Source organism: Streptomyces sp. SLBN-31 (assembly GCF_006715395.1).
Taxonomy (GTDB): Bacteria; Actinomycetota; Actinomycetes; order Streptomycetales; family Streptomycetaceae; genus Streptomyces.
Window position 1 is genome coordinate 3,153,256 of record NZ_VFNC01000002.1, and the last position, 22,299, is coordinate 3,175,554.

Sequence of the window (22,299 nt, forward strand, 5' to 3'; positions counted from 1 at the left end):
GACACGGACCCATGCGTATTCGAGTGAGGCGCACGGGTGGATTCGCGGGCATCGAGCGCAGCGCCGAGGTGGACACCTCGGGGCGGCCCGACGCGAGCGAGTGGCAGGCCCTGGCCGAGAAGGCGATGTCCGCCGGCCGGGGCCGGCCGTCCGTCGGGGTTCCCGACGGTTTCAACTACGAGATCACCGTGGACGGCAGGACGGTGTACGCGGCCGATCCGCGGCTGAGCGAGGAACAGCGGCAGCTGATCTCCAGAGTGCTGAAGGAAGGGGCGTGATCCCGTAACAGGTCCTTCATGCGCGGGCGTTGACTTCCGTTACCGCCGGTAAGGATGATCCGCGCATGACGAACCCGATACCTCAGTTCCCGGCCGGCTTCCTCTGGGGCGTGTCGACCTCGGCCCATCAGATCGAGGGGGCCGTCGACGAGCGCGAGCAGTCCGTGTGGGACGCGTTCACGGCCGAGCCGGGACGGGTGAAGGACGGCTCGACGGCGGCGGTCGCCTGCGACCACTACCACCGTCACCGCGAGGACGTGGCGCTCCTCGCCGACCTGGGCGTGGACGCCTACCGCTTCTCGGTGTCCTGGCCGCGTGTGCGCTCGCCCAAGGGCCTGGACTTCTACGACCGCCTCGTCGACGAACTGTGCGCGGCGGGCGTGCGCCCCGTCCCGACGCTCTTCCACTGGGACCTGCCCCTCGCGCTGGACTGGCTGGAGCGGGAAACGGCCGAGCGCTTCGCCGAGCACGTGTCGGTGGTCGCCGAGCGGCTGGGCGACCGGGTGACGAAGTGGATCACCCTCAACGAGCCCGCCGAGCACACCCTGCTGGGGCACGCCCTGGGCGCGCACGCGCCGGGCCGGGAGCTGATGTTCGACGCGCTTCCGGTGGCCCACCACCAGTTGCTGGCCCACGGCCTGGCGGTACGGGCCCTGCGCGCGGCCGGCGCCGCCGACGTCGGGATCGCCAACTCCCACGGGCCGACCTGGCCCGCGTCCGAGGAGCCGGCCGACGTGGAGGCGGCCGGCTTCTACGACCTGCTGCTCAACCGCCTCTTCGCCGACCCGCTGATCATGGGCGAATACCCGGAGGGGATGGGCGAGTTGATGCCGGGAGACGTCGAGACGGACCTCAAGGTCATCGCCGAGCCGATCGACTTCTACGGCGTCAACTACTACGCGCCGACCCGGGTGGGCGCCCCGCAGGGCGCGGACATCGAGTTCGGCGGGCTGACCATACCGGCCGAACTCCCCTTCTCCGTACGGCAGATCGAGGGCGTCCCGGTGACGGACTTCGGCTGGCCGGTCGTCCCGTCGGGGCTGACGGAACTGCTCACCGGGTTCCGCGAGCGCTACGGCGAGCGGCTGCCGCCGGTCGTCGTCACCGAGAACGGGTGCAGTTACCCGGGCCTCGACGACCGGGACCGGATCGCCTACCTGGACGGGCACGTCCGGGCCCTGCACGACGCGGTCGCGGCGGGCGTGGACGTGCGCGGGTACTTCGTGTGGTCGCTGCTGGACAACTTCGAGTGGGCGGAAGGCTACGAGCGGCGGTTCGGGCTGGTGCACGTCGACTTCGAGACGCAGGTGCGCACTCCGAAGTCCTCGTACGGCTGGTACCGGCAGCTGCTGCGGGCACAGAGATGACGGCCCCGCCGCGGGACCGGGACGGCGACCGGGAGCAGGACCCCCCGGCGGCCCTCACCGAGCCCGTCCTGCGGGTCGGCCGCGCCTGGACGGCGTCCCTCTCCCTGGCCAACGGGGCGATCTGGGTCGGCTGGTTCGGCCCCCTGCAGATCCTGCTGGCCTCGCAGGCGAAGGACTTCGCGCCCGGCACCGGCATGTCGAAGGAGACGATGCTGGCGTGGGTGACCGGGATCGGCGCCGCGGTGTCCCTGGTCGCCAACCCGCTCTTCGGCGCGCTGTCGGACCGGACGACGTCCCGCCGTGGCCGCCGTACGCCGTGGATCGTGGCCGGAGCCGCGGGCGGGGCGCTGTCGTTGCTGCTGCTCGCGGGGGCGGGCGGCCTGTGGACGATGACGCTCGGCTGGTGCCTGGTCCAGCTGACCCTGAACGCGGCCTTCGCGGCGGTCACGGCGGCCGTCCCGGACCAGGTGCCCCGGCTCCAGCGCGGCTCGGTCGGCGGCTGGCTGGGCGCGGCGCAGATCCTCGGCGTGGTCGGCGGCACGGGGCTGGCGACCGTCGCGGGCGGGACCGGCGCCGGGTACGCGGCGTGCGCGGTGTTCACGCTGGCGGGCGTGCTGCCGTACGTGCTCGGCCACCCCGATGTGCGGCTGGGGGCGGCGGACCGGCCGGCCTGGTCCTGGCGGTCGTTCCTCGCCGGGTTCTGGCTGAGCCCGCGCCGGTATCCGGACCTGGGCTGGGCCTGGCTGACCCGCTTCCTGATCAACCTGAGCAACGCGCTGGTGCTGCTGTACCTGCTGTACTACCTGCGCGACCGTCTGCACCACCACGACCCCGAGCAGGGCGTGCTGGTGCTGACCGCGGTGAACGGCCTCACCCTGCTCGCCACCGTCGTCGTCGGCGGGGTGTGGTCGGACCGGGTCGGGCGGCGCAAGCCCTTCGTGATCTGGTCCGGTGTGCTGATGGCGGTCGCGACGGGCGCGCTGGCCGGCTGGCAGACCTGGCCGGGCGCGGTCGTCGCCGCTGCCGTCCTCGGGGTCGGCTTCGGCGTCTTCACCTCGGTCGACTTCGCGCTGATGACGGACGTCCTGCCCGCGGCCCTGGACCGCGGCAAGGACCTGGGCGTGATCAACGTGGCCAACGCCCTGCCCCAGGTGGCGGCCCCCGCCCTCGCCGCGCCGATCGTCACCTACCTCGGCGGATACCGGGTGCTGTATGTCGTGGCCGCGGTCATCGGGCTGGCGGGGGCGGTGCTGGTGGGCCGGATCAAGGGCGTCGACTGACCTACAGGGCGCCGGCGTCCCGGGCCGCGTACACCGACGGGTACCGGGGCCGGTATCCCAGCTCGCGGCGGATGCGGTCGGTGGACATGATCACCAGCCAGGGGTCGGGGTCGGTGCGCTCGTGCAGTTCGGCGGGCACCTCGGCCCCGTTGAGCTGGTGCAGCTCGACCGCCGTGACCGGGGCGTCGTCGGCGATGTTGTAGATCCGGCCGGCGATGCCGGGGGCGTGCAGGACGCGCAGCAGGCCCTGGGCGACGTCGGCGTGGTGGCCCATGTGCAGGCGCTGGGTCGCCGCCCACTGCCCGGCCCAGCGCAGCGACTGGGCGAGGTGCGGGTCGCCCTCGCCGTAGACGAACGGCAGCCGGGCGATCCGCACGTCCAGGCCGTCCATCGCCAGCAGTGCCCGTTCGGCCTCCGCCTTCGACGCGGGGTAGGCGCCCCACATCGCGCCGCCGGGGCGGCTCTCGTCCTCCTCCGTCACCGGACGGCCCCGCCCGGTGCCGTACACCAGGCCGGTGCTGACCTGCACGAAGCGCCCGACGCCGGAGGCGCGTGCGGCCCGGCCCAGCTCCACCGCCGCGTCCCGGTTGACGGCCCGTGCCTCCTCGTCGGGGACCCCGCGGAAGGCGGCGGCGACGTTCACCACGGCGTCCGCCCCGGCCACCGCCTTGCCGAGCGCCTCCGCGTCCCGCAGATCCCCGACCACGACCTCGGCGCCCAGTTCCGCGAACGGCTCCCCGCGCGCCGCGTCCCGTACCAGGACCCGTACGGTCTCCCCCGGGCGCCGCTGCGCCAGCAGCCTCGGCACGAAACGCCGTCCGACCTGCCCTGTCGTACCCGTCACCAATGTCAGCACGTTGTGCTCCTCTCGTCCCCACCCACCTTTCAGCGGGACGCCCGCCACCGGGAGAGACCTTCCGATCAGGGGATCGACAGTCCCTGGATAAGCAGGGCGGCCTCCCGCACGCTGGAGAGGTGAACCGAGCCGAACTCGCCGACTTCCTGCGCCGCGGCCGCGCCCGCCTGGAGCCCTCCGACGTGGGCCTCGCGCCCGGCGCCCGCCGCCGCACCCCGGGCCTGCGCCGTGAGGAGGTGGCCCAACTGGCCGGCATGTCGGTCGACTACTACACGCGCCTGGAGCAGTCCCGGGGTCCGCGCCCTTCCCGTCAGATGCTGTCGGCGATGGCGCGGGCGCTCAGGCTGACGGCCGCCGAGCACGACCATCTGTTCCATCTGGCCGGGGAGGAGCCGCCGCGACGCGAGACGGCGTCGGCGCACGTCCGGCCGGGGCTGCTGCTGATCCTGGACCGGCTGTACGACACCCCGGCGCAGCTGGTGAACGACTGCGGCGAGGTGCTGGCGCAGAACGCGATGGCGAAGGCGCTGGTCGGCGATGTCATGTCCCGGCCGCGGCGGGAGCGGAACCTGGTCCGGCGCTTCTTCCTGGACCCGGCGGCCCGCTCGCTCTTCCTCGACGAGGACCACGCGCCGCACGCCCGCTCGCACGTGGCCAACCTCCGCGCGGTGACCGCGGCCCGCCCCGACGACCCGGAACCGGCCGCCCTGGTCGCCGAACTGCGTTCCTCCAGCGAGGAGTTCGCACGGCTGTGGGACGAACACGAGGTGTCCCTGCGCAACCGCGCCACCAAGCGGTTCCAGCACCCCCTGGTGGGCCTGCTGGAGCTCGACTGCGAGGTCATGCTCAGCCACGAGCACCACCACCTGCTGATCGTCCACACGGCCCGCCCGGGCACGGAGTCCTACGAGCGGCTGCAGTTGCTGCGGGTGGTCGGACTGCAGGACCTGACCCCGTCAGAAGCCGAGGCGCCGTAGCTGCTTGGGATCCCGCTGCCAGTCCTTCGCGACCTTCACATGGAGGTCCAGGAACACCGGCGTCCCCAGCAGCGCCTCGATCTGCTTGCGGCTCTTGATGCCGACGTCCTTCAGGCGCTTGCCCTTGGGGCCGATGATGATGCCCTTCTGGCTGGGGCGCTCGATGTAGAGGTTGGCGTGGATGTCGAGCAGGGGCTTGTCGGCCGGGCGGTCCTCACGGGGGAGCATCTCCTCGACGACGACCGCGATGGAGTGCGGCAGTTCGTCGCGGACGCCCTCCAGGGCGGCCTCGCGGATCAGCTCGGCGATCATGACCTGCTCGGGCTCGTCGGTGAGGTCGCCCTCGGGGTAGAGCGCCGGGCCCTCGGGCAGGAGCGGGACGAGGAGGTCGGCGAGCAGGTTCACCTGCTTGTCCCCGACCGCGGACACCGGCACGATCTGCGCCCACTCGAAGCCGAGCTCCTTGCCGAGCTGGTCGATGGCGATCAGCTGCTCGGCGAGGGTCTTGGAGTCGACGAGGTCGGTCTTGGTGACGATCGCGATCTTGGGCGTCTTGCGGATCCCCGCAAGCTCCTTTGCGATGAAACGGTCACCGGGGCCGATCTTCTCGTTCGCGGGGAGGCAGAAGCCGATCACGTCGACCTCGGCCCACGTCGTGCGCACGACGTCGTTGAGCCGCTCCCCGAGCAGCGTGCGCGGCTTGTGCAGCCCGGGGGTGTCGACCAGGATGAGCTGGGCGTCCTCCCGGTGCACGATCCCGCGCACGGTGTGCCGCGTGGTCTGCGGCTGGTTCGCGGTGATCGCCACCTTCTGCCCGACCAGAGCGTTCGTGAGGGTGGACTTGCCCGCGTTGGGGCGGCCCACGAAGCAGGCGAAGCCGGCGCGGTGGACGGTCTCGCCCGACTCTTCGGATGACTGGGTACGAACACTCATGGCGTTCATTGTCCCTGATCCACGGAGCGCCGCCGCACCGTGAGATTCCGGTAACCCGAACGCAACGAAACGTCACGGAAACATCCCCGTACGCGTCCGGAAACGCGGGCCGGTGACCCTCTGACGAGCCCCCACCCCGTTGGAGACGACCGTGACGACCTTCGCCGCCGCGCACGCGGACACCGGTGACACCGCCTGGCTGCTCGCCGCCACCGCCCTCGTCCTGCTGATGACCCCGGGTCTGGCCCTCTTCTACGGCGGCATGGTCCGCACGAAGAGCGTCCTCAACATGCTGATGATGAGCTTCGTGTCGATCGCGCTCGTCACGGTGGTCTGGCTGTTCTGCGGCTACTCCCTCTCCTTCGGCGACGACGCCGGCGGCGGGCTGATCGGCGGGCTGAAGCACGCCGGGATGGCCGGCCTCGGCCCGGACAGCGTGCAGGGCACCGTCCCGACCCTGCTGTTCGCCACCTTCCAGCTGACCTTCGCGATCATCACGGCGGCGCTGGTCAGCGGTGCCATCGCGGACCGGGCGAAGTTCTCGGCCTGGCTGGTCTTCGTGCCGGTCTGGACCCTGCTCGTATACGTTCCCGTCTCCCACTGGGTGTGGGGCCCGGGCGGCTGGATCGCGCATCACCTCGGCGCCCTCGACTTCGCGGGCGGTCTGCCCGTCGAGATCACCTCCGGCGCCTCCGGTCTGGCCCTGTGCCTGGTCCTCGGCCCGCGGCTCGGGTTCAAGAAGGACGCGATGCGGCCGCACAACCTGCCCATGGTGATGCTGGGCGCGGGTCTGCTGTGGTTCGGCTGGTTCGGCTTCAACGCGGGCTCTGCCCTCGGCGCGAACGGCCTCGCGGCCGCCGCCTTCCTCAACACCCTCGCCGCCGGCTGCACCGGCCTGCTGGGCTGGCTGTTCGTCGAGCAGAAGCGCGACGGCCATCCGACCACGCTGGGCGCGGCGTCCGGCGCGGTCGCCGGCCTGGTCGCGATCACCCCTTCCTGCGGGTCGGTCTCCCTGCTGGGCGCCCTGGTGGTGGGCCTCGCCGCCGGTGCCCTCTGCTCGTACGCGGTGAGCTGGAAGTTCAAGCTGAACTACGACGACTCGCTCGACGTCGTCGGCGTCCACCTGGTCGGCGGGATCGTCGGCACGCTCCTCATCGGCGTCTTCGCCGAGAAGGCGATGACCGGCGGCACGCAGGGGCTCCTCTACGGCGGCGGGCTCGCCCAGCTCGGCAGGCAGGCGGTGGCCGTGGTCGTCGTCGCCGCGTACACCTTCGGTGTCACCTACGCGATCGGCAAGCTGCTCGACAAGGTCATGGGCTTCCGGGCGTCCGAGGAGCAGGAGCACACCGGCCTGGACCTTACGGTGCACGCCGAGACGGCATACGATCACGGCGTCCTGGGGCACGGCGCCCCGGTCAGCTCCTCCGTCGTCCCCTCCGCGCAGAAGGTCCAGAGCCAGGCATGAAGCTCATCACCGCGATCGTCAAGCCCTACCGCCTCGACGAGGTGAAGACCGCCCTGCAGGAGCTCGGTGTACACGGCCTGACCGTGACCGAGGCCAGCGGGTACGGACGGCAGCGCGGCCACACCGAGGTGTACCGCGGCGCCGAGTACCAGGTCGACCTCGTACCCAAGGTCCGCATCGAGGTCGTCGTCGAGGACGCCGTCTCGGACGCCGTGATCGACGCGATCGTCAAGGCCGCGCAGACGGGGAAGATCGGGGACGGAAAGGTGTGGGCACTGCCCGTCGAGACGGTCGTACGGGTGCGGACGGGCGAGCGCGGCCCCGACGCGCTCTGAGCACCAGCACCGTTCCCACGGCCGCCACCGCCGCGAGCACCAGCGCCGCGACCCACGGCAGGGCGAGGAAGGACGCGCTCGCCGACTCCCGGGTGTCCTTCGCGCTCGCCGTCAACTCCACCTTGCCCCAGTCGAGTTGGGGTGCGCCGCGCCAGGGTTCGGTGAGCCGGACGCGCTGGCCGGGCAGCAGCTCGGAGGGGACGCGGGACAGGTCGCGGACGAGGAGTGTGCGGCCGAACAGGCCCTTCGCGCGCAGTTCCACCTTGGGGTCCAGGGTGACGTTGCCGGTGTTGCGGAGGGTGTAGGAGACGGTCGCCGTGCTGTCGCCGAGGCCCGGGACGAGGGGCTGGTGGTGGACGAGGTGGACGTTCTCCACGGCGATCGCGGGAACGGCCGGACCGCCGACGCGGAGGTAGACGCGGGCGGCCACGGCGCGCCGCACGCCGAGCACGAGTGAACCCGCGCCCTTGTCGATCCGCTCGTCGAGCGCCACCAACGCGCCCGCGTGGTCGCCCGGTTCGGCGCCCTCGGGCACGCTCAGGGTGAAGGGGACGGTGACCCGGCCGTGCGCCGGTACGGTCACCCGGGACCTCGCGGGCCGCGCCCAGGCACCCACTCCCCGCTGCCGCTCCTGCGCCGTCCGCACCGCGAACCCGCCGTCGCGCGGGGTGTTGTAGGCGTCGGCCGCGTAGAGCCGGAAGGTCAGGGGTCCGCCGGTCTTGTTGGCGACGACGACCTTGTCCGCGATCGTCGCCCCGGGGTCGGCGGAGAGGTAGAAGTACGGGCGCGCGGCGATCTCGGAGGAGACGGGGTACACGGACCAGCTGCCGTTGTCGGCGGCGTGCGCGGGCGCGGTCAGGCCGGTCAGGCCGGTCAGGCCGGTCAGGAAGAGCGTCAGGAGCAGGGCGTACAGCTTGCGCATGGGCGCGGACCCCCACGTGGACGAGGTGATGGACGGGCGGGTGCGGACGCCCGTACGGTCAGCTGAGCGTGAGGGTGAGGACGCCGGAGTAGGAACCGGGAGGCGTGAACGCCGGTACGTCCAGGGAGAGCTGGGCGTCCGCGGTGAACTCGCCGCCGGTGAGCGTGCCGTTGGCGGTGGAGGCGAGTGTCGCCCCCGAGGCGCCGACGGTGCCCGCCGAACCGGCCTTGCAGGTGCTGGGGCTGCCCGCCTTGGTGGCGCAGGCGGGGGTCCAGCTCAGCTTCCCGGCATCGATCTTGGCGCCGGGTCCGGTGAAGTCGGTGACCTTGCCGGTGAGTGACCAGCCGGCCGGTCCGCCGCGGAAGTCCTTGACGGTGACCGTCTGCAGCGCGCCGGTCGAGGCCCCGCCCTTGCCGAAGTCGACCGCCGAGAGCGCGACGGAGTCCCCGGCCTGGGACATGGAGAGGGTCCCGGCCTTCACGGTGGTCGTCAGCTTCTGGCTGCCGGCCGGGACGGGGGTGTTGTCGGTGACGGTGTAGACGGCGGGCCCGGCGCCCAGGGCGTCGCTCCATGCGCTGCCCTCGTACGCCACGATCCCGGTCGTCGTCTTGTCGTTGACGGTGAGGGCGCCGCTGATCTTCCCGTCGCTGCCGGCGGTGACGGTGGCCTTGTCCGCGGTCTGGCTGCTCCCGGAGCGTCCGGCGAGGGTCACCGCGGCGCCGGCGGTGAAGCCGCTGCCGCTGACGGTGACGCTGTCACCGGGCGCGCCGGAGGCCTTGTCGAGCTGGATGGCCCGGTTGTTGACCGGGGTGGAGTCCGTGGCCGTGATCGTCGCGGACGTCGGCGCGGGCGGGTTGGTCACCGTGCACGGGGTGTCCAGCTCCAGGATGTAGCTGGTGTGGATGTTGTAGTCGCCGGGCGAGAGGGTGATGGAACCGGCGCTGGTGACCTTGAAGGTGCCGGTCATGGAGAACGACGGGAAGGCGCCGTTGCCCGGTACCGGATCGTTCTTCTTCGGACCCGCGACCGTGACGGCGCCCGTCTGCGCGCCCCCGAGGGTGACCTTGCCGGTGGGCGTCATGATGTCGGCCGGCAGGGCGATGGCGGTGGGGTTGCTGGCGGCGGGCTTGACGACCGTGTAGGTCACGGTGACCGTGTCGCCGACCTTCGGGCTGGGGTTGTCCACCGCGATGGCGGCCGTGGTGGTGCCGTCGATCGGCGGGATGCCCGCGACCGCGGGCGGGATGCAGTGCGTGGCGAAGTCCACGTTCGTGGCGGCGCCGGCCGGACAGGCCAGCGCGCCGCCCGCGGTGACCGCGAGCGCGGTCGCCCCGAGCAGAGACGCCCAGCGGCGTCTTCGGGTGATCGGACCCATGGGAGTGCCCCCTTCTCTGTGCGCTCACTGGGGGCATTGATGTGTGGATCGCGTGAGAAGTCAATGGAGACGCCGAAATGAACTGATGAACCGTCAATTCCTGTGTGGCTCCCAGGAACTGACGGCCCATCGGTTGTGTGCGACGGCGACCGTCAGTCGAAGACGAAGGGCCCCGGGGACTGCGGACCGGTCGCGGTGCAGGTGATGGTGATGCCGAAGACGGTCATCTGCAACGAGCCGCCGTAGGCGTCCAGACTGTCACCGGAGGCGACGGTGCCCGAGAGGGGCCCGACGGTGACCGGGTCGCCGGCCGCCATGGCCGGGTTCTGTGTGCCGGTGAACGTGTCGGTGCCGCCGGTGGCGCTGTTCGCCATGGTGAGGGTGGAGGTGATCGAGTTCTCCGACAGGGCGATCGGAGCGGTGATCGCGGACGACGTGAGGGTGAGGGTGGCCGAGGTGCCGTCCTGGGTGGCCGTGAGCGTGGCCGCCCCGCCGCCGAAGGCGCCGCAGTCGGCGGTGATGGTCGCCGTGTCGGGGGTGACGGCGAGGGCGCTGGGCGCGAACGCGAGCGACGCGGCCGCGAGGGCCCCCGCCGCCATGGCCGCACCTGTTGTCAGTCGTTTGACTCTCATGGGGATCCGGCTCCCTTACTGCCATGTGGGGATGGATGGGGAGAGGTCCGCGGCCGTCAGGGGCGGCGTGGTGCGGTACGCCGCGTGGGGGGTGGATCTGACGGTCCGTCGGAACTACCGGTTCCATTGATGCCGGTGGGGCGAGCAGACGACAAGGACGAATTCCGGACGGTTCTGAAACGGCCGGTATTCAACCCGCGACGAGGCTGGTCCGGACCGTTCCGTCGGGCCCGGCCAGCAGTACCGGCGTCCCGGCCCCGCCCAGCTCCGCCACCGCCGCCCGGTCCGCGTCCTGCACCGACTCGGCCTCGGTCACCACGGCCGCCGCCTCCAGCGACTTCGCCCCCGAGGCCACCGCCATCGCTACCGCGGTGCGCAGGGCACTCAGTTTCAGTGACGGAAGGTCGACGGTCCCGGCGACGTACGTACGGCCGGTCTCGTCCCGTACGGCCGCCCCCTCGGGCACGCCGTTGCGGGCCCGCGCGGAACGGGCCAGGGTGACGATCTTGCGGTCCTCGGGGTCGAGCGCGCTGCTGTCGGTCATGAGCCGAGCATACGTAGCGCGTGCGCCGGGGGTGCGCTCAGGGACGGTCCAGCCGCAGCCGCTCGGCCCGCGGCAGACCGGCCACCACCAGGTCGTACGAGTCCTCGACGAGCTCGCGCACCAGCCGGTCCGGGAGATCGCCGTCGACCGTGACGGTGTTCCAGTGCCGCTTGTTCATGTGGTACCCGGGGATGATCAGGCCGGGATGGTCGGCGCGCAGCCGGACCGCGTCCTCGGGGTCGCACTTGAGGTTGACGGTCAGGGGGCTCGCGCCGAGGTTGCTGAGCGCGAACATCTTGCCCAGCACCTTGAAGACCGAGGTCTCCGGATTGAAGGGGAAGTCCTCCACCACCGCGTTGAAGGACAGGCAGAGGTCGCGCAGCTCCTCGGGGGTCATTCGTCCTTCTCCTCCTCGGGCCCTTCCGCCGGCGCCACCGGCTCCACCAGCACGGTCACGATCTTGTTCCGGCGGCCGGCCGCCGCCTCGGCCGTCAGGCGCAGTTCGCGGCCGTCCGGGAGTCCGACCGCGCTGGAGGCGCCCGCGATGGGCACCCGGCCCAGGGCCTTCGCCAGCAGGCCGCCGACGGTCTCCACGTCCTCGTCGTCGTACTCGTCGAGGCCGTACAGCTCGCCGAGGTCGGTGATGTCGAGCCGGGCGGTGACCCGGTAGCGGTCGTCGCCGAGGTCCTCGACCGGGGGCAGTTCGCGGTCGTACTCGTCGGTGATCTCGCCGACGATCTCCTCCAGGATGTCCTCGATGGTGACGATGCCGGCCGTGCCGCCGTACTCGTCGATGACGACGGCGACGTGGTTGCGCTCCTGCTGCATCTCGCGCAGCAGGTCACCGGCGTTCTTGGTGTCCGGGACGAAGGCGGCCGGGCGCATCGCCGTCGAGACCAGTTCGGACTCGGCGTCGCGGCTGATGTGCGTCTTGCGGACCAGGTCCTTCAGGTACACGATGCCGACGATGTCGTCCTCGCTCTCGCCGGTGACCGGGATGCGGGAGAAGCCGGACCGCAGGGCGAGGGTCAGGGCCTGGCGGATCGTCTTGTAGCGCTCAATGACGATCAGGTCGGTGCGCGGGACCATGACCTCCCGCACGAGCGTGTCGCCGAGCTCGAAGACCGAGTGCACCATGCGGCGCTCCTCGTCCTCGATCAGCGACTCCTTCTCCGCGAGGTCGACCAGCGCGCGCAGTTCGGCCTCGGAGGCGAAGGGGCCGCGGCGGAAGCCCTTGCCGGGGGTCAGCGCGTTGCCGATGAGGATCAGCAGGTTCGGGATCGGACCCATGATCCTGGCCAGCGGCAGCAGTACGTACGCCGCCGCCGTCGCCGTGTTCAGCGGATGCTGGCGGCCGATGGTGCGCGGCGAGACACCGACGGCGACGTACGACACCAGGACCATGACGCCGATCGCGGCGAGCAGGGCGCGCGTGGTGCCGTTCACGGACTGCAGACAGGCGTACGTCACCAGGGCCGCGGCCGCCATCTCGCAGGCGACGCGGACCAGGAGGGCGACGTTCAGATAGCGGGTGGGGTCGGCCGCCACCTGCGCGAGCTTGGCGCTGCCGCGGCGGCCGGAGCGGACCGCCTCCTCGGCGCGGAAGCTGGAGACGCGGGCGAGGCCCGCCTCCGCACAGGCGGCGAGCCACGCGACGACGACCAGGGCGACGGCGCCCGCGACGATCTGCCCACTCATGAGACGGTCGGGGCCGGGGACGGGCCGGTCAGGCCCTTCTCCGCGCGCCAGCCGTCCACGATGGCCGCCTGCAGGCCGAACATCTCGGCCTTCTCGTCCGGTTCCTCGTGGTCGTAGCCGAGCAGGTGCAGCACGCCGTGGACGGTGAGCAACTGGAGCTCCTCGTCCATGGAGTGCTGCGTCGGCGCTTCCTCGCCCTGCTTCTTGGCGACCTCGGGGCACAGCACGATGTCGCCGAGGAGGCCCTGCGGGGGCTCGTCGTCGTCCTTCGACGGCGGACGCAGTTCGTCCATCGGGAAGGACATGACGTCCGTCGGCCCCGGCAGGTCCATCCACTGGATGTGCAACTGCTCCATGGCGTCGGCGTCCACCACGATCACCGAGAGCTCGGAGAGCGGGTGGATGCGCATCCGCGCGAGTGCGTAGCGGGCGATGTCGAGGATCGCCTGCTCGTCGACCTCGGTTCCGGACTCGTTGTTGACGTCGATCGACATGGCGCTGTGGTCTTCTACTTCCCCTTGTGCCCGGACTGCCTGCCCCGGCCGCCCTTGTGGGAGCCGTTCTCGGTGCCGTGCTTGCTGTCGTACTTCTCGTACGCGTCGACGATACGGCCGACGAGCTTGTGCCGTACGACGTCGTGGGACGTCAGCCGGGAGAAGTGGACGTCGTCGAGGCCCTCGAGGATGTCCTGGACCTGGCGCAGACCGGACTTGGTGCCGTTGGGCAGGTCGACCTGCGTCACGTCACCGGTGATCACGATCTTCGAGTCGAAGCCGAGGCGGGTGAGGAACATCTTCATCTGCTCGGGCGAGGTGTTCTGGGCCTCGTCGAGGATGATGAAGGCGTCGTTGAGCGTGCGGCCGCGCATGTACGCCAGCGGCGCGACCTCTATCGTCCCGGCCGCCATCAGCCGCGGGATCGAGTCCGGGTCGAGCATGTCGTGCAGCGCGTCGTACAGCGGGCGCAGGTACGGGTCGATCTTCTCGTAGAGCGTGCCGGGCAGGAAGCCCAGGCGCTCGCCGGCCTCGACCGCGGGTCGGGTCAGGATGATGCGGTTGACCTGCTTGGACTGCAGGGCCTGCACCGCCTTCGCCATGGCGAGGTAGGTCTTGCCGGTACCGGCGGGGCCGATGCCGAAGACGATCGTGTGCTTGTCGATCGCGTCGACGTACCGCTTCTGGTTGAGGGTCTTGGGGCGGATGGTGCGGCCGCGGGAGGACAGGATGTTCTGCGTCAGTACCTCGGCCGGGGTCTCCTGGCCGTCGCTCGTCCCGTTCTCGCTCGCCTTCAGCATGGCGATCGAGCGTTCCACTGCGTCCTCCGTCATCGGCTGCCCGGTGCGGAGCACCAGCATCATCTCTTCGAAAACGCGCGAGACGAGGGCCACCTCGACCGGGTCGCCGACCGCGCTGATCTCATTGCCCCGGACGTGGATGTCGGCCCCCGGGAAGGCCTTCTCGATCACGCGCAGGAGGGAGTCGCCGGACCCCAGGACGGTCACCATGGGGTGTTGGGCGGGGACGGTGAACTGCGCTCTCGCCTGCTCCTGCGCGGGGGTGTGAGCTGTGGGTGTCTGAGTCATGGGCCGGCTCTGTAGGCCTTGCTCGTCCTCCTAAGTACGGCACGCACGCCACACGGGCGGCCTGGCGGTTTCCAGGGTACGCCGGTGAACTGGCAACGCCGTAGGACTTTTCGGCGGCCCGCGTTCCGCGGCCGGGCGCGGTGTTCAGGCCGGCCGGAACCCGATGGTCGGCACCGCACGCCGCAGCGGCCACGGGCGGGCCGCCTCCTCCGGGATCAGGCGCTCCAGGAAGGCGTACCGGCGCAGGGCGGCGGGGTCCTGTCCCTCCACCGACTGCACCCTGCGCCACCAGGCCGCGATCTCCGACCAGCCCGGCGCCGACAGCGACCCGCCGAACTCCTGCACCGACAGGGCCGCGGTGAGGCCCGCGAAGGCCAGCCGGTCGGCGAGCGGCCAGCCCGCGAGGGTACCGGTGACGAAGCCGGCGACGAACACGTCCCCCGCGCCGGTGGGGTCCATGGCCTCCACGTCGATGGCGGGCACCTCGGCGCTCTCGCCGGTGCGCCGGTCGACGGCGTAGGCGCCCTCCGCGCCGAGGGTGACGACGGCGAGCGGCACGTGTTCGGTGAGGGCGTGGGCGGCGGCCCGGGGGCAGCCGGCGCCCGTGTACCGCATGGCCTCCTCGGCGTTCGGCAGGAAGGCCTCGCAGTGCTCCAGGTCGGCCAGTCCCGCCAGGTCCCAGGCGCCGGTGTCGTCCCAGCCGACGTCGCCGAAGACCCGGGTGCCGTGCGCGGCGGCCTGGGCGATCCAGGGCGCCCGCAGGCCCGGCGTGAGCGAGGCGACGGCGGCACGCGCGCGGGGCGGGCAGTCGGGTGCGGGCTCCTCGGGGGGCGGCTCGTGGCCGTGGGAGACCATAGTGCGCTCGCCCTCGTACGCCATGGAGACGGTGACCGGGGAGTGCCAGCCGGGGACGGTGCGGGAGGGCGAGAGGTCGATGCCCTCGCCCTGCTCCAGCGCGTCCCAGCAGTACTCGCCGTAGTGGTCGTCGCCGAAGGTGGCCGCGAGGGAGGTCCGCAGGCCGAGGCGGGCCAGCGCGGTGGCCATGTTGGCGACACCGCCGGGGCTCGACCCCATGCCGCGGGCCCAGGACTCGGTCCCGCGCACCGGGGCGGAGTCGAGCCCGGTGAAGATGATGTCCAGGAAGACCGTGCCGGTCAGATACACGTCCCACGGCGGTTCGTCCGGCGCGCGCAGGGCGGCCAGGGGATCGACCCGGGCCTGGCACTGCGGTCCCTCGGTGACGGGCGACGGTCCCTTTCCGTTGGGCGCGATCACGGGCACTCCCCTGGCATGGTGCGGTTCAGGCCAAGTGTGCACCACATCACCCGTGACCGGCCGCCGCTCCCGCCCCGTCCGTCGCGTCCCGCCGGGGTCGGCCTACCAGCGCGGTACGGCCGGTGTCCGCCACCCGGGGTCGGCGACCCGCATCGCCGCCGCGTCGTCCCGGTCCCTCAGCGAACCGTCGTCGTCCAGCCACCGCCGGTGCAGGAACCGCAGCTTGTCGGGGTCGACCTCGACGCCGAGACCGGGGGCGTCGGAGACCCGCACGGCGCCGCCGTCGAACGTGAGGCGCTCGGTGAGCACGTCCTCCGACTGCCAGGGGTAGTGGGAGTCGCAGGCGTGGTGGAGGTTCGGGACGGTGGTGGCCACGTGGGTCATCGCGGCCAGGCTGATACCCAGGTGGGTGTTGGAGTGCATGGAGACGCCGACGCCGAACGTCCGGCAGATCGCGGCGAGTTGCTGGGTGTTGCGCAGGCCGCCCCAGTAGTGGTGGTCGGAGAGGACGACCTGGACGGCGTCCTTGGTGAACGCCTCCCGGATCTCGGCGAACGTCGTCACGCACATGTTGGTGGCGAGCGGCACGTCGGTGCCCGCGGAGACCTCGGCCATGGCGGCGGTGCCGAGCGCCGGGTCCTCCAGGTACTCCAGGACGTCCCCCAGTTCCTTCGCCACCTTCAGCGAAGTCTCCACCGACCAGGCTCCGTTGGGGTCCAGACGCAGGGGGTGGCCGGGGAAGGCCTCGGCCAGCGCGCGGACGGCGGCGATCTCCTCGTCCGGCGGGAAGACGCCGCCCTTGAGCTTGAACGAGGTGAACCCGTACCGCTCCGTGAACCGCCGCGCCTGCTCCACGACTCCGGCCGGATCGACGGCGGCCCCCCAGTCGTCCTGCTCGCAGGCCACGCCCTCGGGATGGCCGGCCCACTTGTAGAACAGGTAGGCGCTGTACTCGACGGCGTCCCGCACCTTGCCGCCGAGCAGGGCGTGCACGGGCAGTCCGAGCGCCTTGCCGAGGGCGTCCAGGCAGGCGACCTCGAAGCCGGAGACGACGGACAGCCGCAGCTTGTCGGCGCTCTGCACACCGCGCAGCCCGCCGACGTCGACCTGCCCGGAGACCCGGGCGTCGTCCACGGCGACCTCGTCGGCGACGGTGAACAGGCCGTTCAGGTCGCTGACCGGCCGGCCCACGAGTCGCTCCGCGAAGGGCCGCGCCAACTCCAGGTACTTGGTGTCGCCGTAGGTCTCGCCGACCCCGGTGACCCCGTCCGCCGTGACCACCTCCACGATCAGCCGCGGGGTGTACGGCTGGTGCACGCCCTGGGTGTTGAGCAGCGGCGGGTCGGCGACCAGGATCGGGGTCAGCCGTACGTCGGTGATCGTGAGGTTCACAGGGTCGCTCCTACGAGGTCGAGTCCGGAGGCGAGCAGGGTCTTCAGGTCGGCGAGGTCGGCGGGTGAGGGGTCGGTGAGCGGGGCGCGGACGGGGCCGACGGGACGGCCGCGGAGCCGGGCCGCCGCCTTGATCAGGGACACGGCGTATCCCGGTACGCGGTCACGGAGTTCGACGAGCGGGACGTAGAAGTCGCGAAGCAGCCGCTCCACGCCCTTGTCGTCGCCGGCGCGCAGGGCGGTGAAGAAGGCGTTCGCGATCTCGGGGGCGAAGGCGTGGACGGCGGAGGAGTAGGCGGGGACGCCGACGGTGGCGTAGGCGCGAGCCTGCATCTCGGCGGTGGCGGCGCCGTTGAAGAACAGGAAGCCCTCGGGGGCGGCCAGGGTGAGGCGCTGGAGGCGGTCGAGGTCGCCGTGGCCGTCCTTGAGGCCGATGACGTTCGGGATGTCCGCGATCCGCCGCAACGCGGCCGGCGTGTAGGTCACCTGGCCGCGCTGGTAGGCGATGAGCGGGAGCCGGGTGCGGGCGGCGAGCGACTCCAGCTGCGCGACGAGGCCGTCCTGCGGGGCGGCGACGAGGTAGTGCGGGAGCACCAGCAGCGCGTCCGCGCCGGCCTCCTCGGCGATGCGGGCGAAGCGGGCGGCCTGCGCCCAGCCGTAGCCGACCCCGGCGACGACGGGCACGTTCCCGTCCGCCTCCTCGACGGCGACGGTCACGACCTGCCGGTACTCCTCCTCGTCCAGCGAGAAGAACTCGCCGGTGCCGCAGGCGGGGAAGACGGCGCCGGGCGCGGTGGCGAGCTGGGCCGCGAGATGGGCGCGGAAGCCGTCGGGGTCGAGGGAGCCGTCGTCGTGGAAGGAGGTGAGGGGGAAGGAGAGCACCCCGCTCCCCATGCCGTGCCGCAGCCTCCGCGCAGTCGTTTCCGTCTCGCCCGCCACGCTGTCTCCCCATATAGATGACATCCACGTATGGAGACAGAGCCTAGATATGCGAACCGTCCTCGTCAACGGGCGTGCACCGGCCGACTACCATCGCCCCATGTCGGAGACAGGCGGCGGCGTACGCGAGGTGAAGTCCGCGGCGCGGACGGTCGACCTGCTGGAACTCCTCGCCGCGCGCGGCGACCGGCCCGCGCGGCTGCAGGAGTTGGCCGAGGCGCTCCAGGTGCCGCGCAGCTCGATGTACGCCCTGCTGCAGACGCTGATCGGCCGCGGCTGGGTGCGCACGGACGTCACCGGCTCCCTCTACGGCATCGGCATCCACGCCCTGCTCACCGGCACCAGTTATCTGGACTCCGACCCGCGCGTGCGGGCCGTGCGGCCCTACCTGGACGAGGCGTCGGAGGCGCTGGGCGAGACGATCCACCTGGGGCGCCTGGACGGCCGGGACGTGGCCTATCTGGCCACCCGCGAGTCGCACGAGTACCTGCGCACGATCAGCCGGGTCGGCCGCCGCCTGCCGGCCCACGTGGGCGCACTGGGCAAGGCGCTGCTGGCCGAACGCCCCGACGAGGACCTGCCCGAGGGCCCCTACGAGGCCCTCACCCCCAACACCCTTACCACCCGGCGGTCGCTGGCCGCCGATCTCGCCGAGGTGCGCGCCCGCGGCTACGCCATCGACCGCGAGGAGGGCGTCCTCGGCATCGTCGGCTTCGGCTTCGCGCTGCGCTACGAGACACCGGCGCAGGACGCGGTCAGCTGCTCGGTGCCGGTGGCCCGGCTGACACCCGCGCACGAGGAGCGGATCGTGGCGGTGATGCGGGAGATCAGGGCCAAGATCGAGGCGACCGCACCGGGCGCCGGAGGCTCGGCGCACTGGCGATGAGGCGCTGAGCGAGGGCAGTTTCTACCCCGCCTCCCACACCCCAAACACAACGTGCGCCACATCACACCCCCGCCCCTTCTTCCGCAACCGCGTGCTTGATACAACTTGCTCGCGCGTTCCTGTCCGTCGACGGCCTGCGCCCAACCCCCTTCTCGCACCGCTCCTTTCGCATGCCCTGGGAACGCCCGTGTTCGCCCCCCGCACCATCGCCTGGCCCCTCGTCGCCCTTTTCACGGCCGGGTACCTCGCTCCCTACCTGCTGCCCACCACCGTGGGCCGCCTGGACTCGGGACTGCCGCTGACCACCACCCAGGCGGGCGCGCTCGGCAGCGCGCTGCTGCTGAGCTCGGCGTCGGCCGGGTTCGTCCTGGCCTCGCGTGTGGAACGGATCGGCGCCCGCACCCTGGCCCGTATCGGCCTGACCCTGGCCGTCCTCGGCTACGGCACCGCCGCGCTGACCGGCAGCGTCCCGGCGGTCGTCGTCGGCGCCCTGATCGGCGGCATCGGCTCCGGCACGGCCACGACGGTCGCCGCGACGGGGATCGCCGCTCAGCTTGACCCCCACCGCACGACCACCCTCGGCCTGCTCGGCGTCTCCGCGCTCGCCGGCGCCGTCTATCTGACGGTCCCCCAGCTCGGCCCCGGCCACGGGCAGCCGCTGGCCGCGATCGCCCTCACCGCCCTGGCCGTCTGGCCGCTCACCGGCCGCCTCCCCGTCCGTACGGCGGCCGCGCACAGCCCCCTGGCCGGCACCCGCCTCCCCCACCGCCGCTCCGGAACGGTCCTCGCCGCCGCCATGCTCTGCTGGTCCCTCGCCCAGAACGCCCTGTGGGGCGTCAGCGGCCGGATCGGCCTGGCCCAGGCCCATCTGACGGAGGCCACCGTCGGCGCGGTCTTCGCGGTGGCGCTCGGCGCCGGGCTGCTGGGCGTGCTGTCATATGTCATCGGCCTCGCCGCGTCTTTGGACCCACGGGGGCGCTGGGCGGTGCTGGTGGGGTCGGCGTCCTCGCTGGGCACGGCGGCCGGCCCCCTGACGGGGAGTGTGCTGGCCGAGCGGGCCGGGTTCCCGGCGATGGGCGCGGTGCTGGCGGTCGGGCTGCTGGCGATCACCGTCCCGATGACGCTGGTCGCGCTGGGTGCCGGACGACGCTCGCTGCCGGTCGTGGAGATCCCCGTGGAGACCGTGCGCGCCTACGACACCACTGCCGCCGCCTAGAACTCGTACGCCTCCACCTCGGCGAGGTACCGGGCCCGGCGCTCCTCGTCGTCCTCCAGGAAGGAGGCGAGGAAGGAGTTGCGGGCCAGCTCGCGCAGCCGGTCCCGGGACAGACCCAGAGCACGGTGCACGGCATCGAAGTTGTCGCCCGCGTAGCCGCCGAAGTAGGCCGGGTCGTCGGAGTTGACCGTGCACATCAGGCCCGCGCCCAGCATGGCCGGGAGCGGGTGGTCGGCGAGGGTGTCGACCGTGCGGAGGCGGACGTTGGACAGCGGGCACAGGGTGAGCGGTATCCGCTCCCGCACCAGCCGGGCGACCAGCGCCGGGTCCTCCATGCAGCGCAGGCCGTGGTCGACGCGCTCGACGCCGAGCACGTCCAGCGCCTCGGTGATGTACTGCGGCGGCCCCTCCTCGCCCGCGTGCGCGACGCGCCGCAGCCCGAGCGCGGCGGCGGCCTCGTACACCTCGCGGAACTTCACCGGCGGGTGGCCGACCTCGGCCGAGTCCAGACCGACCCCGGTGATCCGGTCCAGGTACGGCTCGGCGGCCCGCAGGGTCTCCAGGGCCGACTCGGCGGACTCGTCGCGCAGGAAGCAGAGGATGAGCCGGGTCGATATGCCGTGCCTCGCCTCGCTGTTCCCCAGCGCCCGCCACAGCCCCTCCACCACCGTGCCCATGGCCACGCCCCGCGCCAGGTGGGCCTGCGGGTCGAAGAAGATCTCCGCGTGCCGCACGCCCTGCACGGCGGCCCGGGCGAGGTAGGCGTTCGCCAGGTCCTCGAAGTCCCGCTCGGTGCGCAGGACGGCCATGAGCTCGTAGTACAGGTTCAGGAAGGACTGGAGGTCGTCGAAGTCGTACGCCTTGCGCAGCGCGTCCGTGTCGGCGTACGGCAGCTCGACGCCGTTGCGGCCGGCCAGCTCGAAGGCCAGCTCAGGTTCCAGGGTGCCTTCGATGTGGAGGTGCAGTTCAGCTTTGGGGAGGGGCATCGCAGTATCGTACGAGTGTTTTACCGACGTTTCGGAACCGGTACCCGGAGAAGATCGTGCGCCACGGTCAGCTCCCCCTCGAAGCCGGCCGCCCTCGCCTGCCGCTCGAACTCCTCGGGGTCGGTGTAGCGCTGGCTGAAGTGCGTCAGCACCAGATGCCGTACGCCCGCGTCCCGGGCCACCGTCGCCGCCTGGCCGGCGGTCAGATGACCGTGCTCCACCGCGAGGTCGGTGTCCTCGTCGAGGAAGGTCGACTCGATGACGAGCAGGTCGCAGCCGTCGGCCAGCGCGTACACGCCCTCGCACAGGCGGGTGTCCATGACGAACGCGAACCGCTGGCCGCGGCGGACCTCGCTGACGTCGTCGAGCGAGACGCCGTCCAGCGAGCCCTCGCGCTGCAGCCGGCCCACGTCCGGGCCCTTGACGCCGTGCGCGGCGAGACGGTCGGGCAGCATGCGGCGGCCGTCGGGCTCGGTGAGGCGGTAGCCGAAGGACTCCACGGGGTGGGAGAGCCGGTGGGCGTCCAGGGTGTACGACGGGGTGGTGGCCAGCGGGCCGTCGCGGTCCACCGGCGCCTCGGTGAGGCCGACGGTCTCGCGGTACGCCGTCGCGTACCGCAGACGGTCGAAGAAGCGCTGCCCGGACTTCGGGTAGTGGGCGGTGACCTCGTGCGGGACCTTGTCGAGGTTGATCCGCTGGATGACGCCGGCCAGCCCGAGGGAGTGGTCGCCGTGGAAGTGGGTGACGCAGATGCGGTTCAGGTCGTGCGCGGCGACCCCGGCGCGCAGCATCTGGCGCTGGGTGCCCTCGCCGGGGTCGAAGAGGATGCCCTCGCCGTCCCAGCGGAGCAGATAGCCGTTGTGGTTGCGGTGCCTGGTCGGGACCTGGCTGGCCGTGCCGAGGACCACCAATTCGCGTACGGACACGGTGCGTCGGCTAGCCGGGGGGCCACTGCAGGCCGCGGCCGCCGAGGACGTGGGCGTGCGCGTGGAAGACGGTCTGGCCGGCGCCTGCGCCGGTGTTGAAGACGACGCGGTAGCTGTCGAGCTTCTCCTCGTCGGCGACGGACCGGGCCTCTCGGAGGACGTCGGCGGCGAGGGTCGGCTCGGCGGCGGCCAGCACGGCGGCGTTCTCGTAGTGCGCCTTGGGGATCACCAGGACGTGGGTGGGGGCCTGGGGGTTGATGTCCCTGAAAGCGATGGTGGTGTCGGTCTCCTGGACGATCGTCGCGGGGACGTGCCCTGCGATGATCTTGCAGAACAGGCAGTCGTCCTGCGGTTCCCCGGCCATATCGGTTCCTCCAGGCGGTTGATCGTCTACGTGGGCATCGTATCGTCGCCGGGTGCGGGTGGTGCGTGGTTG

General features: G+C 71.9%; 24 protein-coding genes. 8 read left to right on the forward strand and 16 right to left on the reverse strand.

Annotation, left to right across the window (positions count from 1 at the left end):
• Positions 1–11: 11 nt before the first annotated feature.
• The 3 genes from FBY22_RS34355 (at position 12) to FBY22_RS34365 (ending at position 2,925) form a co-directional block, all read left to right on the forward strand.
• The gene (locus tag FBY22_RS34355) at positions 12–278 is read left to right on the forward strand and encodes a protealysin inhibitor emfourin (protein WP_142151871.1); all 267 of its coding nucleotides are present in this window, start codon (positions 12–14) and stop codon (positions 276–278) included.
• Positions 279–343: 65 nt separating this feature from the next.
• Entirely contained in the window at positions 344–1,645 is a 1,302-nt protein-coding gene (locus FBY22_RS34360; RefSeq protein ID WP_142151872.1) for a GH1 family beta-glucosidase, read from the forward strand.
• Entirely contained in the window at positions 1,642–2,925 is a 1,284-nt protein-coding gene (locus FBY22_RS34365) for an MFS transporter (RefSeq protein ID WP_142151873.1), read from the forward strand. The genes FBY22_RS34360 and FBY22_RS34365 overlap by 4 nt, the downstream gene beginning before the upstream one ends.
• A gap of 1 nt (position 2,926) precedes the next feature.
• Here FBY22_RS34365 and FBY22_RS34370 read toward each other — a convergent pair whose 3' ends face one another.
• Positions 2,927–3,781: an NAD(P)-dependent oxidoreductase gene (locus FBY22_RS34370; RefSeq protein WP_142151874.1), complete on the reverse strand. Its 855-nt coding sequence runs from the start codon at positions 3,779–3,781 to the stop codon at positions 2,927–2,929.
• Between the two features lie 119 nt (positions 3,782–3,900).
• Between FBY22_RS34370 and FBY22_RS34375 the strand changes: the two genes are divergently transcribed.
• On the forward strand, positions 3,901–4,758 hold the full coding sequence (locus FBY22_RS34375; protein WP_142151875.1) for a helix-turn-helix transcriptional regulator: 858 nt from the start codon (positions 3,901–3,903) through the stop codon (positions 4,756–4,758).
• Here FBY22_RS34375 and era read toward each other — a convergent pair.
• Positions 4,738–5,691, reverse strand: a complete 954-nt coding sequence (gene era, locus FBY22_RS34380; RefSeq protein ID WP_142151876.1) for a GTPase Era — start codon at positions 5,689–5,691, stop codon at positions 4,738–4,740. The genes FBY22_RS34375 and era overlap by 21 nt on opposite strands.
• Before the next feature lie 139 nt (positions 5,692–5,830).
• Here era and FBY22_RS34385 point away from each other — a divergent pair, with 139 nt between their 5' ends.
• Together FBY22_RS34385 and FBY22_RS34390 are read left to right on the forward strand one after the other, a co-directional pair.
• Entirely contained in the window at positions 5,831–7,156 is a 1,326-nt protein-coding gene (locus FBY22_RS34385) for an ammonium transporter (protein WP_142151877.1), read from the forward strand.
• Positions 7,153–7,491, forward strand: coding sequence for a P-II family nitrogen regulator (locus FBY22_RS34390; protein ID WP_142151878.1), 339 nt, complete (start codon positions 7,153–7,155; stop codon positions 7,489–7,491). The genes FBY22_RS34385 and FBY22_RS34390 overlap by 4 nt, the downstream gene beginning before the upstream one ends.
• Here FBY22_RS34390 and FBY22_RS34395 read toward each other — a convergent pair.
• From FBY22_RS34395 to FBY22_RS34445, 11 genes are all read right to left on the reverse strand, one after another.
• The gene (locus FBY22_RS34395) at positions 7,385–8,413 is read right to left on the reverse strand and encodes a WxL protein peptidoglycan domain-containing protein (RefSeq protein WP_142151879.1); all 1,029 of its coding nucleotides are present in this window, start codon (positions 8,411–8,413) and stop codon (positions 7,385–7,387) included. The two genes, FBY22_RS34390 and FBY22_RS34395, sit on opposite strands and share 107 nt — an antisense overlap.
• A 58-nt stretch (positions 8,414–8,471) precedes the next feature.
• Entirely contained in the window at positions 8,472–9,788 is a 1,317-nt protein-coding gene (locus tag FBY22_RS34400) for a beta-xylosidase (protein WP_142151880.1), read from the reverse strand.
• Positions 9,789–9,940: 152 nt separating this feature from the next.
• Positions 9,941–10,420, reverse strand: coding sequence for a hypothetical protein (locus tag FBY22_RS34405; protein ID WP_142151881.1), 480 nt, complete (start codon positions 10,418–10,420; stop codon positions 9,941–9,943).
• A 190-nt stretch (positions 10,421–10,610) separates the two neighbouring features.
• Positions 10,611–10,964: a cytidine deaminase gene (locus FBY22_RS34410; protein WP_058925378.1), complete on the reverse strand. Its 354-nt coding sequence runs from the start codon at positions 10,962–10,964 to the stop codon at positions 10,611–10,613.
• A gap of 37 nt (positions 10,965–11,001) precedes the next feature.
• Positions 11,002–11,361 (reverse strand): MmcQ/YjbR family DNA-binding protein, encoded by a 360-nt coding sequence (locus FBY22_RS34415; protein WP_142151882.1) that lies wholly within the window; start codon positions 11,359–11,361, stop codon positions 11,002–11,004.
• On the reverse strand, positions 11,358–12,662 hold the full coding sequence (locus FBY22_RS34420) for a hemolysin family protein (protein ID WP_142151883.1): 1,305 nt from the start codon (positions 12,660–12,662) through the stop codon (positions 11,358–11,360). The genes FBY22_RS34415 and FBY22_RS34420 overlap by 4 nt, the downstream gene beginning before the upstream one ends.
• Positions 12,659–13,156 carry an rRNA maturation RNase YbeY gene (gene ybeY, locus FBY22_RS34425; RefSeq protein ID WP_142151884.1) on the reverse strand — a complete coding sequence of 166 codons (498 nt, stop codon included), beginning with the start codon at positions 13,154–13,156 and terminating at the stop codon, positions 12,659–12,661. The genes FBY22_RS34420 and ybeY overlap by 4 nt, the downstream gene beginning before the upstream one ends.
• A gap of 14 nt (positions 13,157–13,170) precedes the next feature.
• The gene (locus FBY22_RS34430) at positions 13,171–14,244 is read right to left on the reverse strand and encodes a PhoH family protein (RefSeq protein WP_142151885.1); all 1,074 of its coding nucleotides are present in this window, start codon (positions 14,242–14,244) and stop codon (positions 13,171–13,173) included.
• A 144-nt stretch (positions 14,245–14,388) separates the two neighbouring features.
• Positions 14,389–15,519 (reverse strand): carbohydrate kinase family protein, encoded by a 1,131-nt coding sequence (locus FBY22_RS34435; RefSeq protein WP_142151886.1) that lies wholly within the window; start codon positions 15,517–15,519, stop codon positions 14,389–14,391.
• A 102-nt stretch (positions 15,520–15,621) separates the two neighbouring features.
• The gene (locus FBY22_RS34440) at positions 15,622–16,911 is read right to left on the reverse strand and encodes a glucarate dehydratase family protein (RefSeq protein ID WP_142151887.1); all 1,290 of its coding nucleotides are present in this window, start codon (positions 16,909–16,911) and stop codon (positions 15,622–15,624) included.
• Entirely contained in the window at positions 16,908–17,804 is an 897-nt protein-coding gene (locus tag FBY22_RS34445; RefSeq protein WP_399212581.1) for a 5-dehydro-4-deoxyglucarate dehydratase, read from the reverse strand. Before FBY22_RS34445 ends, FBY22_RS34440 begins: the two co-directional genes overlap by 4 nt.
• Before the next feature lie 145 nt (positions 17,805–17,949).
• Between FBY22_RS34445 and FBY22_RS34450 the strand changes: the two genes are divergently transcribed.
• Positions 17,950–18,735 carry an IclR family transcriptional regulator gene (locus tag FBY22_RS34450; protein WP_142151889.1) on the forward strand — a complete coding sequence of 262 codons (786 nt, stop codon included), beginning with the start codon at positions 17,950–17,952 and terminating at the stop codon, positions 18,733–18,735.
• Between the two features lie 187 nt (positions 18,736–18,922).
• On the forward strand, positions 18,923–19,951 hold the full coding sequence (locus FBY22_RS34455; RefSeq protein WP_142151890.1) for an MFS transporter: 1,029 nt from the start codon (positions 18,923–18,925) through the stop codon (positions 19,949–19,951).
• On the opposite strand, the gene FBY22_RS34460 is transcribed toward FBY22_RS34455, so the two are convergent.
• From FBY22_RS34460 to FBY22_RS34470, 3 genes are read right to left on the reverse strand one after another with little or no spacing between them, the layout of a single operon-like run.
• The gene (locus tag FBY22_RS34460) at positions 19,948–20,937 is read right to left on the reverse strand and encodes an adenosine deaminase (RefSeq protein WP_142151891.1); all 990 of its coding nucleotides are present in this window, start codon (positions 20,935–20,937) and stop codon (positions 19,948–19,950) included. The genes FBY22_RS34455 and FBY22_RS34460 overlap by 4 nt on opposite strands.
• 20 nt (positions 20,938–20,957) lie before the next feature.
• On the reverse strand, positions 20,958–21,863 hold the full coding sequence (locus FBY22_RS34465) for a ribonuclease Z (protein WP_142151892.1): 906 nt from the start codon (positions 21,861–21,863) through the stop codon (positions 20,958–20,960).
• A 10-nt stretch (positions 21,864–21,873) separates the two neighbouring features.
• Positions 21,874–22,227, reverse strand: a complete 354-nt coding sequence (locus FBY22_RS34470) for a histidine triad nucleotide-binding protein (RefSeq protein ID WP_142151893.1) — start codon at positions 22,225–22,227, stop codon at positions 21,874–21,876.
• Between the last annotated feature and the right edge of the window lie 72 nt (positions 22,228–22,299).